At 43.0% G+C, this 15,629-nt stretch carries 12 protein-coding genes; 3 read left to right on the top strand and 9 right to left on the bottom strand.

Translation table 11 applies throughout. From position 1 onward, the window contains the following. Positions 1-51 precede the first annotated feature (51 nt). Positions 52-618, bottom strand: a complete 567-nt coding sequence (gene efp, locus PP2015_RS01965; protein WP_058028675.1) for an elongation factor P — start codon at positions 616-618, stop codon at positions 52-54. Between the two features lie 42 nt (positions 619-660). Here efp and epmB point away from each other — a divergent pair, with 42 nt between their 5' ends. Further along, positions 661-1,674, top strand: a complete 1,014-nt coding sequence (gene epmB / locus PP2015_RS01960) for an EF-P beta-lysylation protein EpmB (RefSeq protein WP_058028674.1) — start codon at positions 661-663, stop codon at positions 1,672-1,674. A gap of 15 nt (positions 1,675-1,689) precedes the next feature. Here epmB and PP2015_RS01955 read toward each other — a convergent pair whose 3' ends face one another. Next, positions 1,690-1,899 carry a hypothetical protein gene (locus PP2015_RS01955; RefSeq protein ID WP_058028673.1) on the bottom strand — a complete coding sequence of 70 codons (210 nt, stop codon included), beginning with the start codon at positions 1,897-1,899 and terminating at the stop codon, positions 1,690-1,692. 72 nt (positions 1,900-1,971) lie between these two features. Between PP2015_RS01955 and PP2015_RS01950 the strand changes: the two genes are divergently transcribed. After that, entirely contained in the window at positions 1,972-2,265 is a 294-nt protein-coding gene (locus tag PP2015_RS01950) for a hypothetical protein (protein WP_058028672.1), read from the top strand. A 71-nt stretch (positions 2,266-2,336) separates the two neighbouring features. On the opposite strand, the gene PP2015_RS01945 is transcribed toward PP2015_RS01950, so the two are convergent. The 5 genes from PP2015_RS01945 to secA form a co-directional block, all read right to left on the bottom strand. Next, complete coding sequence (locus tag PP2015_RS01945; RefSeq protein ID WP_058028671.1) at positions 2,337-4,550, bottom strand: YgiQ family radical SAM protein; 2,214 nt, start codon at positions 4,548-4,550, stop codon at positions 2,337-2,339. Between the two features lie 211 nt (positions 4,551-4,761). Then, a complete protein-coding gene (gene nagP / locus PP2015_RS01940; RefSeq protein WP_227009199.1) occupies positions 4,762-6,090 on the bottom strand; it encodes an N-acetylglucosamine MFS transporter NagP in 1,329 nt (442 codons plus the stop codon). Between the two features lie 321 nt (positions 6,091-6,411). Then, positions 6,412-9,003 carry a family 20 glycosylhydrolase gene (locus PP2015_RS01935; protein ID WP_058028670.1) on the bottom strand — a complete coding sequence of 864 codons (2,592 nt, stop codon included), beginning with the start codon at positions 9,001-9,003 and terminating at the stop codon, positions 6,412-6,414. Positions 9,004-9,351: 348 nt separating this feature from the next. After that, complete coding sequence (gene mutT / locus PP2015_RS01930; protein ID WP_058028669.1) at positions 9,352-9,744, bottom strand: 8-oxo-dGTP diphosphatase MutT; 393 nt, start codon at positions 9,742-9,744, stop codon at positions 9,352-9,354. A gap of 61 nt (positions 9,745-9,805) precedes the next feature. Next, entirely contained in the window at positions 9,806-12,514 is a 2,709-nt protein-coding gene (gene secA / locus PP2015_RS01925; protein WP_058028668.1) for a preprotein translocase subunit SecA, read from the bottom strand. A 350-nt stretch (positions 12,515-12,864) separates the two neighbouring features. On the opposite strand from secA, the gene PP2015_RS01915 reads away from it, so the two are divergent. Then, entirely contained in the window at positions 12,865-13,350 is a 486-nt protein-coding gene (locus PP2015_RS01915; protein WP_058028666.1) for a DUF721 domain-containing protein, read from the top strand. 35 nt (positions 13,351-13,385) lie between these two features. Here PP2015_RS01915 and lpxC read toward each other — a convergent pair whose 3' ends face one another. Further along, positions 13,386-14,297 carry a UDP-3-O-acyl-N-acetylglucosamine deacetylase gene (lpxC, locus tag PP2015_RS01910; protein ID WP_058028665.1) on the bottom strand — a complete coding sequence of 304 codons (912 nt, stop codon included), beginning with the start codon at positions 14,295-14,297 and terminating at the stop codon, positions 13,386-13,388. Between the two features lie 84 nt (positions 14,298-14,381). Then, on the bottom strand, positions 14,382-15,617 hold the full coding sequence (ftsZ, locus tag PP2015_RS01905) for a cell division protein FtsZ (protein ID WP_058031515.1): 1,236 nt from the start codon (positions 15,615-15,617) through the stop codon (positions 14,382-14,384). Positions 15,618-15,629: the final 12 nt, after the last annotated feature.

Genomic DNA, 15,629 nt, shown 5'->3' with positions numbered 1-15,629 from the left:
AAAAAATCCCAGCATAAGCTGGGATTTTTTGGTCTCAGAAATAACTCAAAGTTACTTCACACGACCTACGTATTCACCGCTACGCGTATCTACTTTCACTACTTCGCCGATTTGAACGAATAGTGGCACACGTACTACAGCACCTGTAGTGAGTGTTGCAGGCTTACCACCAGTACCCGCTGTGTCACCTTTAAGACCTGGATCAGTATCAGTGATCTCTAGCTCTACGAAGTTTGGTGGTGTTACTGCGATTGGGTTACCGTTCCAAAGTGTAATTGTACATACGTCGTTTTCAACTAACCACTTTACGTTATCGCCCATTGCTTTTTCGTCAGCCGCGATCTGCTCAAATGTGTCGTTGTTCATGAAATGCCAGAACTCACCGTCTGTGTATAGGTAAGCTAGCTCAGTTTCCATTACGTCAGCACCTTCTACTGAATCACCAGACTTGAAAGTCTTCTCAAGTACTTTACCTGAGATCAGTTTACGGATCTTAACGCGGTTGAACGCTTGGCCTTTACCCGGCTTAACCATTTCATTTTCTAAGATGGTGCACGGCTCGCCATCGATCATAATTTTTAGGCCGCCCTTGAACTCGTTGGTGCTATAATTCGCCATCGGTATCCTCTAATCTTCTTTTATCGAGTAATAAACCTGCTAATGATACAAACAAATGAAGTAAATTTGCATAGTAACTGGCAAAAAGAATTGGCAAATGTGGTCACTTGCCCAAAAACGTTAGTAAAAATGCTTGGCATCAACAGTCATTTCAGTGAAAAAGACCTAGAAGCGCGTCGTTTATTCCCGATGCGTGTACCGCTGCCTTTTATAAAGAAGATGCGTTTTGGCGATCCCAATGACCCATTATTACTTCAGGTGCTACCTCAGCACCAAGAATTTATTACTCAAATCGGCTACAACAAAGATCCTTTAGAAGAACAACAAAGTGCCATACCGGGCTTATTGCATAAATATCGCTCTCGCGTGCTAGTGATGTTTAAAACTGGCTGCGCGGTGAACTGTCGATACTGCTTTAGGCGTCACTTCCCGTATCAAGATAACCAGGTAAATAAGCAGGCTTTACTTGAAGTCATTGAGTACTTAAAAAATCACACGCAAGTGAATGAAGTCATTTTAAGTGGCGGCGATCCTTTAATGGCCAAAGACAACGCCATTAGCTGGTTTTTAGAACAATTAGAGCAACTACCACAAATCAAACGCCTGCGTATTCATAGTCGCTTGCCTGTGGTGATCCCTGCACGTATTACGCCTGAGTTATGCGAGCGCTTTAAAGCGAGCCCACTAAAAATCATCTTTGTGAATCATATTAATCACGGCAACGAAATTGACGATGACTTTGAACGCGCTATGCAAATGCTTAAACAAGCGAATGTCACGCTACTTAATCAAGCTGTCTTGCTAAAAGGGATAAATGACACTGTAGAAGCGCAAGTGGCTCTGAGCGAACGACTATTTGAGGCGGATATTCTGCCTTATTACCTACACTTACTAGACAAAGTTGAAGGTGCCAGTCATTTTGATATGTCTGAAGAAGCAGCGCTTACTTTGATGGCGGGTATGCTAGCTGAGCTACCTGGCTTTTTGGTACCCAAGTTAGTAAGAGAAATCGGCGGCAAAACAAGTAAGACACCGATTGATTTACAGCTGCGCTAATATCAAAAAGTACGATTAAACGTACACGTTAATATTATTGCCTAAAGTTGCTGTGGTTGATTTTGCAGGACTTTGCGCAGCAGCGCTCGACCCTGCGGCTTCAATCAAAGCAAGTGCAGCTTTACCATCTGCTTGTTGTTGCGACTTGGCAAGTTTAGCGCTGTATACTTCGCCACTCTCGCCCGCACCAGACATAGCAGGTAGGTTACTTCCGGAAATATTCATAAGCATATACCTGACTTTTTAGTTGAATCCTCGTACACTATCGGCCGATTTACCGACAACTTTAGGAAAAACATGCAAGCTGTTATTGAAAAACTCAATGAAAATCTAAAAGTCGTTTACCGTCAGGCACTTGATGCTGATAAAAAATTAGATGAATTACAGCAACAAGGGCATGGAAAATTCACTGCATTATTCGATAAAAATGCGGGCTTTGATTTTGAAGCAAAACGCTTCAAGCCTTATGTGCTAGATACAGCCGCAGATGTTGAAGCACTCAGCAAAATGGAAAATTTAGACGAAGAGAAATTAAAAGCCGTGGTATTTAAAATTCAAAACTTACTGCAATTGCTGGCTACATTTAAATAAGTCGCGCCAATCTATTCTCATAGTTACAAAAAAGCTGTCTTGCGACAGCTTTTTGATTTTTATTATACCTATTATTTAGGCTTGTTGGCTCTTTGCTTATTCGCCCCAACTCTCGGTTTGGTATTGGCCTTTTTAAACTGACTAAACCCAGTATGACGTGTCAGTGCAGGTTTGCCGCCCTTACGAGCTTGTTGCCCATGACCTGTGCCTTTTTTGCCACGCTGTGCTTTTTCTTGTCTGGTTTCGTCTGGCACCAAACAATTTGGTCCACCACCAATTAGATTCGCTTTACCCATGTTTCGAAGCGCTTCACGGATCATCGGCCACCCCGCAGGATCATGGTAGCGCAAGATGGCTTTGTGTAAGCGGCGTTGCCTAGCCCCTTTCGGCACACTTACCACTTCTTTGTTGTTCTTTATATTACGCAGCGAGTTCATCTCTGTATGGTAAATCGTCGTCGCATTTGCCATTGGAGAGGGATAGAAGTTTTGCACTTGGTCGAGTTTAAAGTCGTGGGCTTTTAGCCATAGCGCCATGTTCACCATATCTTCGTCGGTCGTACCTGGATGGGCCGAGATAAAGTACGGGATCAAATACTGCTTTTTACCCGCTTCTTTGGAGTACTTATCAAATAGCTCTTTGAACTTGTCATATGCCCCCATTCCCGGTTTCATCATTTTTGAAAGTGGACCCGACTCGGTATGTTCAGGCGCAATTTTCAAATAGCCGCCAACGTGGTGTGATACCAACTCTTTTACATAGCGAGGATCTTCAATCGCTAAGTCGTAACGCACACCGGATGCAATAAGGATTTTCTTAATGCCCTTCACATCACGCGCTTTACGATACAAATTAATCGTTGGCGTATGATCGGTATCCATATGCTTACAGATATCAGGGAACACACACGATAAACGTCGACAGGTACTCTCGGCCTTTTTGCTCTTACAACGCAGCTTGTACATATTAGCTGTTGGACCACCAAGGTCCGAGATAACGCCAGTAAAACCCGGCACTTTGTCACGAATTTGTTCAATTTCATCTAAGATTGATTCTTCTGAACGGCTCTGAATAATGCGTCCTTCATGCTCTGTAATAGAGCAGAAACTACAACCACCAAAACACCCACGCATGATGTTTACCGAAGTTTTGATCATGTCGTATGCAGGGATCTTTTCATTGCCATATTTAGGGTGAGGCACTCGCTGGTATGGTAAACCAAACACCATATCCATTTCTTCCGTTTCTAAAGGAAACGCAGGTGGGTTCACCCATACATAACGGTCGCCATGACGCTGATATAACGCACGAGCACAGCCCGGGTTGGTTTCTTGGTGCAAAATACGTGAAGCGTGAGCATAAAGCGGTTTATTCACGCTGACTTGCTCAAAAGCGGGCAGCTTTACATACGCTTTTTCCCATGGTTTTAATTTAGGCGGTTGAACCACGATTGGTTTGGCTTCTTCGGCTTTTAAATCTATGCCAGCTTTAGCAAATTCAGATTTGCTACAGCCAACATCATCGGCACCATATGGGTTTGGAATTGGGTCAATTTTGCCCACTTTATCGATAGCCGTTGAATCACTGCCGCGCCATCCATCTAACGGCTCTTTACGGATAACCGCAGTACCGCGAATATTCTGGATCTGGCTAATGTCATCACCAGCAGCAATACGATGTGCCACTTCAACTAAGGGTCGCTCAGCATTACCATAAATAAGAATGTCAGCTTTAGCATCAAAGATGATGCTGCGACGCACTTTTTCTTGCCAATAATCGTAGTGGGCAATACGACGTAAACTGGCTTCAATGCCGCCAATTACAAGAGGTACATCTTTATAAGCTTCACGACAGCGTTGGCTATATACCACAACCGCCCTGTCTGGACGTTTACCACCGACATTACCCGGCGTGTAAGCATCATCGTGACGCATGCGTTTTTCAGCCGTATAACGGTTGATCATCGAATCCATATTGCCAGCGGTTACACCAAAGAATAAGTTTGGTTTACCCAGTGACATAAAGGCATCTTTATTTGACCAATCGGGCTGCGCAATAATACCAACTCTAAAGCCTTGTGCTTCTAGCACACGACCAATGACGGCCATGCCGAAACTTGGGTGATCTACATACGCATCACCGGTTACTAACACAATGTCACAGCTATCCCAGCCTAGTTCGTCCATCTCTTGTCGAGTTGTCGGAAGAAAAGGTGCATTGCCATAACATTCCGCCCAATATTTGGGATAGGAAAACAGTGCTCGTTCCGCTTTTAACGCGTTCATGTAAATTGCCCCAATAGAAAAAAGGCGCCGATTATACCGCATATCACATCGTGCTGGAATCTGAAACAGCCGCTGTGAATGTGCTTGGTTTTCGTTTGACTGCTAGGGTATTGAAAATAGGAAAGATATTTAGAATGAATTTTAGACAAAAAAATGCCACCTTACGGTGGCATTACACACGGGATTATTTCTACTTTTAGATAGAAATGCTTTACTTCCAACTTCTCATTTTATGACCTTTTAGGGCATAGAAGAGGATAAATAGGTAACATGGTAATAATACTAGGTATGCCGTTTGGCTAGATGCAACCGTTGCTTCAGAACCTTTTGCTAAACCTAGGAAAAGTGGACCAAAAGCACCACCAGCAATACCCATAACTAATAAACCAGAAGCTACACTAGTTAGCTTGCCAAGTCCAGACAAAGCTAATGGCCAAATTGCCGGCCACATGATTGCGTTTGCTAAACCACATAGTGCCAAAAAGAAAACGGCAAGAGGCACATCACCTACAAACGCAACAGTTCCAAAGATTGGTAGTGTAATTGTGGCTGGTAATCCAATTACAGCTGAAGAGTCGGCAAAAACAATGCAAACTGTCAATAACAAGCCCAAGACTGCTGAAATAGTTAAGGCCTTTTCCTGGGAAATAACTTTAGGGATTAGGAAAATACCTAGTATGTAACCAGTAACCATAAATGTCATGGTTACTGATGTCATAATACTATAATTAGATGCACCAAATTCTAATGCAAAAGAACCGATAGTATCGCCTGCAATTACTTCAACGGCTACATATAAAAATAGAGCTATTACACCTAGGGCTAAATTTGGGTGAGCTAATGCTTCTTTTACGGTACCTGACGACTTGTCTTCACTTTCTTCTTCAATCTCAGGTAGTGGCGCAAATTTAATACCCAATGCAAACAAACCAATAAATGCAGCAAGTCCTAGGTAAGGCATCACTAAGTTGCCTGCCATAGCATCTTTTTCAACTTGTGATAAAGGCGCGCTTGAAGCCGCTTCACTAAAGCCACCTAACACAAGTGCTGTAAACGCTAGAGGTGCTATAACACCGGCAAACTTGTTAAGAATACCCATGATACTTACACGTGCCGCTGCCGACTCTTCAGGGCCTAAACGTACTACGTAAGGGTTAACCGCGGTTTGTAGAATTGTTTGCGCGATACCCATAGTAAACTGCGCCACTAGGAACAACGCAAATACCTGAGTTTTCGCTGCAGGGATATATAACAGAGCTGTTGCCATCATCATACCGATACTGATGGCCATACCGTTTTTGTATCCCACTTTCTTAACAAATTTTGCCGATGGGATAGCAGTAAATGTCACTGCAATATAAAAAGAGAATAAGATCAAAGACGCCTGAATAGGTGTCAGATCAAAAAGTTGCTTTAGATACGGCATTAATGAACCATTCAACCAGGTAACAAAACCCAGAATAAAGAACATCGCCGCAACGATAGCCAAAGGAATGGCATTGCTTTTAGTCGTCGTTGAATTTGACACAGTTGCTTCCATAAACTTCTACTCGTTGTGTGATTTTAATTATGTCAGATTGGCACAATGCCATAAAATCTTTTCAGCTTTTAACATCATGTAAACAAAAATGACAGCGCTGACATTTTACTTTACGTTAAAATTTGTTCTATTACTAGCCTTACCAGCTAATTAAAAAAGGGCCATTCGGCCCTTTTTCCCGTCGTCTTTTAATATTGTCATGTGTTGGCTGCGATCATTCGGACCATCTCATAGACTAGCTATGTTCAGGCCCCTCATGATTTTTGCCGCCTGTGCCAATACTAAAATCCATAGGGGTATTTCTTTATTTTCAACTCTTTACTAAAGTGTTAACTGCGTAACACGGCTAAACTTTTTGCCGTTTAATGTTGTGCGTAATTGCACTGCATTTTTACCACTTACAGAAACAGGTGAGGTGTACTCTGACCAAGATTGACCGCCATCTGTACTGTATTGAATCTCTAAATGTGGGAACGCAGAATTAGCCACTAGCTGACCGCTTTCAACTTTTGCGCCAGGTACAGGTAAATTGACATTAACACCATCACGCTCAAGTTTAGCGAGCTCTTTCACACTCAATGCAGCAGCATAAGTGTGCCAGTCTTTTGCAAATGCCTTTGGTTCAATCTTACTGCCTTCCCAGCTTGCTTTGTGCCAAGCACGCTCAGCAACAGCAAGGATACGCGGGAATACCATGCGTAATACTTGATCTTCAGTACGGATAGTTTCACTCCAAACCTGACCTTGAATACCTAAAATATTTTCTGGCTTTTCAAGTTTCGGGAGCTCACGACCGACTAATGCTTCTAAATTAACAATTGGCTCACGGCTGCGGGTATAGTCGGCATTAGCATAGACATCATCCGGCATATAGCTAAATGTTTTCTTTGTGTCTGTATAACGCGTCGCCCAGTAGTAGCCACGTTCTTCAGGATGCGCTTCATAAGGGTGGTCAAAGTACAAGTGCGTACCATGAGATAAAATAACCTGATAGCCATTGTTTGCTAGACGGTGTGCTCTATCTGCCACACCCCACTCCCAGATGTTATCCCATACGTTGGCAGTAAATACCTCATTAGGGAATTCATCACGCTTAAACGGGTTAATTTTGTCGTACATTAACCCATCTTCCCACGCACCTGGTGCAATGCCACGTTTAGCAAACATAGTTGCAACACGCTGAGTGAAGTAAGGTTTTAAATCATTTGGACCTGCTACGCCATTATTCGGATCAGCGAACATTGCCTGACACGCCGGTGAACCAACCCAAGAGCCAGCACCGACTTCGTCACCACCAAAGTGAAGATTAGTTAAACGCGTACCTGCTTCGCGATACATGTTTTGCAGTTCGTAAGTAACTTTTTCAATAAACGCGTAAGTCGAATCCATACACGCATTCATTGAATTGTCTGTGTAATTTTGAACCGTTAAGTACTGAGACGTGTCTTTAGGATCAGATAATAGATACGTTTTAGCCTCTTCAGGTTTACCTTCTGCCATTAAGCGATCATAACGCGCTTCCATCGCGATAATTGAGGCACGCGCGTGACCCGGACCTTCAATTTCAGGAATGATGTCAATATGGCGCGATTTAGCAAATTTTAATAACTCAACGAAGTCCTCACGGCTTAAATAACCATTACCTGTGCCCGACTTAAATGGCCCAGTACCTAACTGAGTTAACAAACAGCTACGCTCTTCTAAATCGAAACAACGATAACCGCCAATGTCTGTTAGCTCAGGTAACCCGGGGATCTCTAAGCGCCAGCCCTCATCTTCAGAAAAGTGCCAGTGGAACTTATTCATTTTATAACGACCCATCTGTTCAACCATTTTGAACAGCGCATCTTTACCATGATAGTTACGACCATTATCGTAATGCATACCACGCCAAGCAAAACGCGGCGTATCTTCAATCTCTACGTTTGGCACTGACACTGTATTTTTTGCATCTGCAGGGATTAGCGCTAAGAAGCTTTGAATACCGTAAAAGACCCCCGCGTTGTCGCTACCTGTAATAACTACTTTGTCATCATCAATTTCTAGGTGATAGCTTTCAGAAGCCACTTTACCATCAACTTTTAGTGCATCATTCACTTTCAAGAAAATAGTCGGCGTTTTGCCTGCTGAAATATGATCGGCTTCAGCCTTGAGTGTTAAACCATAGTCGGCAAGATCTTCTTGGAAAACGGCCACTTCTGACTTTAATCGTCCAGCGAAACGAATCTGCCAACTGCTATCAAGCTCTGCAGTCCCGCGGTTGAAGTCAACCGAGTGAGGCTTTGGAATAATACGTTTTAGCGCATCTTCTTTGCTTACTTCAATATTGCTTTGATTACGCTCAAAACGTAGCGCTGGAGTGGCAAGCTTTGTCTGATCTTTTGGCTCGTTGTAACGATAAAGCTGATTATCACGTTCAAATGGCGCAATAAATGTAGTGAGGTCTTCGGTGTCAGTATTAGCAAAAATTGCTGGTTTTTGTTTGTTACTGACTAAGAAAGCACGTGGCATAAAGTCTGAATATGAGGCCACCCAAGCCCCCGCTTCAAACTCGACATTTAAACTTTCACCAGCCTTTAGGCCTTTAAACTCGTTTGTTGGTACAAAACGGTGTAAGTCACCATTGATGTGTTCAATAGCAATACCTTGCGTATTGACCTTTGAAATTTTACGCACTGAATGCACGTAAATTTGCCAATCACTTTTGCCTTTTGGCAAAGCAACTGACGAATTATTTTGTAAACGCATAGAACCGATAAAACTGGCTGCACCGTTATGAAAGTTGTCTTCAACTGCAAAAGTCAGTTCTGTACCTTTTGCGAAATTATCTACTTGTTGTTGAGATAAACCAGCTTGAGCAAATAATGGCATTGCAGCCATGATACCCGCTAGAGCAAATTTCTTGTTTATCATTTTAGCTCCTTGGTAAACGTAAAATACGGTCGACTCGCCACTACAGTTAGCTTAGGACGACAAAGTAAGAACTGCACGCCCATGTTTATTGCGAGTGCGATTTTCAGTTCAATAATTTCATCATAGTAAATGCAAAATGACAGCGCTATCAAATATTTTCCATGAACAGCTCATAAAATAAAAAAACCCGCAATTTCGCGGGTTTAGATAAATTAAATTTTATTAAATTACGGTTATATCTGACTTTTTAGCTCTCAGAAGCAGTATTATTTAGCCACTTTTTTATAAAAGCGCTTTCTTGCTACTGTCAATTCAAAACGCTGAAGCCATCACTCTTTTATTAGCTAGTTACTGTTTTTGTAACGCATCAATAATGGCAACATTTGCAGCAGGAAACGCCCAATTGTTCAGATCATTGATTGCAACCCACTGTGATGCCTGCCCTTCGAGTCCAGTTGCCTCGCCAGAGAAGTCGTCAACGATATGAATAAACAACTTCACACACTTATCACCATAGTCATGTTCAATATCTAGCAAACTTTGTGAACTATGCACGTCGATATTCACTTCTTCTTTTAATTCTCTCGTCAGCGCTTCAGTGACTGATTCACCTGCTTCAATTTTACCGCCAGGGAATTCCCAAAGACCACCTTGATGTTGAGACTCATCACGCTTAGTAATAAATATGTGCTCATCACGCTTTATTACGCCAACCGCGACTTCGACTACTTTCTTTGTCATTTTCTTCTCCGATAAAAAAAGCGACTATAAAGTCGCTTTTTAATAATTTACGCGTGTGTGATTATTTTAACTTGCCACAACACTGCTTAAACTTTTTACCTGAACCACAAGGACAAGGCTCATTACGGCCAACTTTTGGCTCTGTGCGTGAAGCCACAACTGCACCTTCAGGTACGTCACCACCAACATGCTCAGCTTCAGCATGCTGATATTCACGCGGAGCTTGCTCTGCACGACGGTGTTGCTCTTCTACTTTCTCAACATCTTCTTCTGCACGAACTTGTACTTTCGCAAGAATTCCCACTACGTCAGTTTTAAGGTTTTCAAGCATTGCAGAGAATAACTCGAAAGACTCACGCTTATATTCTTGCTTCGGATTCTTCTGAGCATAGCCACGTAAGTGGATACCCTGACGAAGATGGTCCATTGCAGCTAAGTGATCTTTCCAATGTTGATCTAAGCTTTGTAGCATCACTGCTTTTTCGAAATGACGAAGTACATCTGGGCCTACCATCAATTCTTTTTGCTTGTATGCGCTGTCGATCTCTTCAGTGATACGCTCACGTAATGTCTCTTCGTAAAGCTTGTCATCATCAGCCAGCCACTGAGAAATTGGCAGTTCAATTAAGAAGTCAGCTTTAATACGCTCTTCAAGTGCAGGAATATCCCACATTTCAGCTAAGCTTTGCGGCGGGATGTATTGATCAATCATGCCATTCACAACATCGCTGCGGATAGCTGTAATTGTTTCTGAAATATCGCCTTCTTCAAGTAACTCGTTACGCTGCTCGTACACAACTCGACGCTGGTCATTTGCAACATCATCGTACTCAAGTAACTGTTTACGAATGTCGAAGTTACGTGCTTCTACTTTACGTTGTGCGTTTTCAATTGCACGGTTAACCCAAGGGTGCTCAATTGCTTCACCACGTTGCATACCTAGCTTACGCATCATGTTTGTCATGCGCTCACCTGCGAAGATACGCATTAGCGCGTCATCCATTGATAGATAGAAACGGCTTGAACCTGCATCACCTTGACGACCAGAACGACCACGTAGCTGGTTATCGATACGACGAGATTCGTGACGCTCTGTACCAATGATATGAAGACCACCTGCCGCAATAACAGCATCGTGAGTTTCTTGCCACTTCGCTTTAATTTCAGCGATTTGTTCTTCAGAAGGGTTTTCTAGCTTAGCCACTTCGCTCTGCCAGTTACCACCTAATACGATATCGGTACCACGACCTGCCATGTTAGTTGCGATAGTCACTTTACCCGGTAAACCTGCATCAGCAACGATGTCTGCTTCTTGGGCGTGGAATTTCGCATTCAGTACGTTGTGTTCGATTTTTTCTTTACGTAAGAACTGAGATAAGTATTCTGAACTTTCGATTGAAATCGTACCCACGAGTACTGGCTGACCACGTTCTTGACAGTCTTTAATGTCTGCAAGAATGGCTTCAAACTTTTCATCTTGAGTTAAGTAAACTAAATCAGCACGATCATCACGGATCATCGGGCGGTTAGTTGGAATAACAACAGTGTCTAGACCATAAATTGACTGGAACTCGAACGCTTCAGTATCCGCAGTACCTGTCATACCAGATAGTTTTTCGTAAATACGGAAGTAGTTCTGGAAAGTAATAGACGCAAGTGTTTGGTTTTCGTTTTGAATGCGCACACCTTCTTTCGCTTCAACAGCTTGGTGTAAGCCTTCAGACCAACGACGACCTTCCATTGTACGACCTGTGTGCTCATCAACGATGATAACTTCGTTGTCTTTTACAACGTAGTCTACGTCTTTTTGATATAGCTTATGTGCACGAAGTGCTGCATATACATGGCTTAAAAGCGAAATATTACCTGCAGAATACAGTGAGTCACCTTCTTCAATCAGGCCATTTTCAGTAAGAAGCTCTTCAACTTTTAACTGACCACGTTCTGTAAGATGTACTTGCTTTGATTTTTCATCAAGCGTGTAATCACCGTCACCTTCAACGCCTTCTTCATCTTCTTTCTCTTGCAGAGTCAGTGATGGCACTATGGTGTTAATACGAGCGTAAAGTTCAGAACTATCTTCAGCAGGACCAGAGATGATAAGCGGCGTACGTGCTTCATCGATTAGGATTGAGTCAACCTCATCCACAACCGCAAAGTGCAGTGGACGTTGTACACGCTCTTCAATGCTAAATGCCATGTTGTCACGCAGGTAGTCGAAACCAAATTCGTTGTTCGTACCATATGTGATGTCTGCAGCATACGCTTGCTTCTTCGCATCTGGCATCATACCAGGCACATTACAGCCAACAGTTAAGCCTAGGAATTCAAATAGCGGGCGGTTTGTTTCGGCATCACGTTTTGCTAGGTAATCATTCACCGTAATAACGTGAACACCTTTACCTGTTAAACCATTCAAGTAGGCAGGTAGAGTCGCTGTAAGCGTTTTACCTTCACCGGTACGCATTTCTGAAATGCGACCTTGGTGCAACACCATACCACCGATCATCTGTACATCGAAATGACGCATGCCATAGACACGTTTTGAAGCTTCACGTACCGTCGCAAATGCTTCTGGCAATAAATCGTCAAGGCTAGTGCCTTGCTCATAACGCGCTCTGAAATCTGCTGTTTTTGCTTTTAATTCTTCATCAGAAAGTGCGCTAAGTTGTTCTTCTAATGCATTAATTAATGCGACCGTCTTTCTTAGTTTTTTAATCGTTCGGTCGTTACGACTACCAAAAATTTTGGTAAAAATGTTCGCTATCATGTTTAAACCATTTCACTCTAGTGATGGCTGACCGCATATCCACTTTTAGCATTGGATATCAATGGCCACCCTGCGTCCTGTTGGCAGTAAAAGCAATCAAGCCCTACTGAATGCCGAATATAAAATTGCCCCTATCATACCAGACTCACGCTGTCTGCAAACCTTTGAAATGCAATCAAGCAAAAAAGCCTTGGCAATTCATTTGTTCCGCAAGATGGTCCAACTGGTAATTCTCTTTATATGGTGACGACAGGCATAAATTTCAAGCATTTTCACTGACAAGAATCACTTCTCGTCTGTCGTTATGCTGGTATACTTGGGTAAGTTAATTTTGAAGTGGTATCTGTTGTATGGCTAAAAATCGCTATGATCCAAAATCCATAGATGAATTGATGGGCAAATGGTCTAACAAGATCACCCAATTCGGTGCAAAAACCGATAGTCTGCAAGTTTTACAAGCAGAGCTTGATAAAGCGCTGGGTCCTATATTGAGTAAAAAGTGCCGCGTGGCAAATTACCGAGATGGCACTTTAGTGATTGAAGCCGTTTCTGCCACATTAGCAACTCGACTTAACTATCTGAAACTAGATATTTTGTCTCACCTTAGACAAAACGGGTTTGCTGAATGCGGACAAGTGAAAGTCACTTCTAACCCCGATGCACAGTTAAGATTAAGTGAGCCCAAACCTAGCTTCAAGACACAAAAAAGTAGTCGAACCATGAGCGAAAGCACTGCAGAACAATTAACAGAGCTTGCAGCGCATGCACCGCCGAGTTTACAAGCAAAACTACTCAAGCTCGCAACCCACGCGGCAAAAAACAAGCAAAAAAAATGACGCTAAAAAGCGTCATTTTTTATAATTAATCTGTATTAAGCTTTCGCAAGCTCCATACCTGGTGCAGGCATATGAATTGGCTCTTCAAATGTTGCCCATTCCCACGCTGATTCAGTCGCCATAATTTGACGTAGCAGTTTATTATTTAGACCGTGACCTGACTTGTAACAGGTGATCTTACCTAGAATGTTATGGCCAGCCATAAACATGTCGCCCACACAATCTAAGATCTTATGTTTTACAAACTCATCATCGTATCGTAAACCGTTCGGATTAAGTACTTTGTACTCATCTAAAACAACCGCGTTATCCATGCTACCACCTAACGCTAGGTTGTTGGCATGCATATACTCGATGTCTTTCATAAAACCAAACGTACGTGCGCGACTGATTTCTTCAGTAAAGCTTTGTGCCGTAATATCAAGACCGATACGCTGACGGCTGTCATTGATTGCTGGATGATCAAAGTCAATCTCAAAATCAATGTGGAAACCATCGTAAGGGGTAATTTCTGCCCACTTATCACCGTCTTCAACGCGTACAGTTTCTTTAATACGAATAAAACGTTTAGCAACTTGCTGCTCTTTGATACCGCCTTTTTGTAATAAATAAATGAACGGTAATGCACTGCCGTCCATAATCGGTACTTCAGCACTATCTAATTCAACAACAAGGTTATCAATACCCAGTGCAGCAACAGCGGCAATAAGATGCTCTGTGGTCGATAAACGCACACCATCTTTGTTAGTCAAACATGTACATAACTGCGTATCGCCAACAGCTTCTGGTGTAGTTTCAAAATCAACAACAGGATCAAGGTCGACACGACGGAATACAACACCGGTATTCTCGCTCGCTGGTCGGAGAGTAATGGTAACCTTTTCACCTTTATGTAGACCGACACCTGTCGCTTTAACAACTTCAGCAATTGTACGTTGTCTAATCATAACTTCGCCTATTCATGTCACTTGGACCGCGGATTGTATCACAGATACGACCAGCTGCCAATCGTTTAATATGTAACCAGTTTGTTAGTCAGACTGTTTACGTAAAAAGGCAGGAATATCAAAGTAATCGCCTTTTTCAGTCTCACCAGATGCCGCTGGCTTATTCTCAGAAGCCGGTGTCTTAGGAGCTTGAGTCGCTTGAGTCTGCGTTTGCTCCGGTGCACTTGTCGGCTGCTCAGTGCTCGTTTGCGTAAAGCTTGGTACAAACATACCTGGCTGGCTTGATGCAGGCGCAGCACTTTGCGCATCACTACCTGAAACCTGCTGCATACCGTTATCAATAATGCCAAACTGAGGACGACGGTCGCCACCTAAACCAGTTGCAACAACGGTTACACGGAGCTCATCACTCATTTCTGGGTCGATTACTGCACCGACTACCACAGTCGCGTTTTCAGACGCTAATGCTTTAACATGGTTACCAACCACTTCAAACTCTTCGATGGTGATATCCATACCTGCTGTGATATTAACCAAAATACCTTTTGCACCGGTTAAATCGACGTCTTCTAATAGTGGGCTTGAGATAGCCGCTTCTGCTGCTTCTTGCGCACGATCTGGACCAGACGCTGACGCTGTACCCATCATTGCAGTGCCCATTGCCGACATAACTGTACGTACGTCTGCGAAATCCACGTTGATAAGACCTGAACGGGTAATAAGTTCAGCAATACCTTGTACCGCACCGTATAGTACGTCGTTCGCCTTCGCGAATGCGTCTAACAGTGTAGTGCCTTTACCTAAAACCTTAAGTAATTTGTTGTTAGGAATTGTAATAAGTGAATCTACAATTTCTGACAACTCACTGATACCTTGATCAGCTGCAGCCATACGCTTTTTACCTTCAAGGTCAAACGGACGTGTTACCACTGCTACAGTCAAAATACCTAAATCTTTTGCTACGCGCGCAACAACAGGCGCTGCACCCGTGCCTGTACCACCGCCCATACCGGCAGCGATAAAAACCATATCAGCGCCATCTAACGCTTCTTTGATCGTTTCAATATCTTCTTCCGCAGACTTACGACCTACTTCTGGGTTTGCACCCGCACCTAGACCGGATGTAATTTGCGTACCTAGTTGTACCGTTACATCTGCAGATGATTTACGTAACGCTTGCGCGTCTGTGTTAGCAGCAATAAATCGCACACCTTCGATTTCTTGTTTTACCATGTGCTCAACAGCGTTACCGCCGCCGCCACCAACACCAATCACTTTGATCACAGCTTCTTCGCTGTGTTGTTCCATAATATCAAACATCATTCACTCTCC

This window comes from Pseudoalteromonas phenolica (assembly GCF_001444405.1).
Lineage (GTDB): Bacteria > Pseudomonadota > Gammaproteobacteria > Enterobacterales > Alteromonadaceae > Pseudoalteromonas > Pseudoalteromonas phenolica.
This window is presented reverse-complemented; position numbering and strand designations above follow the sequence as displayed.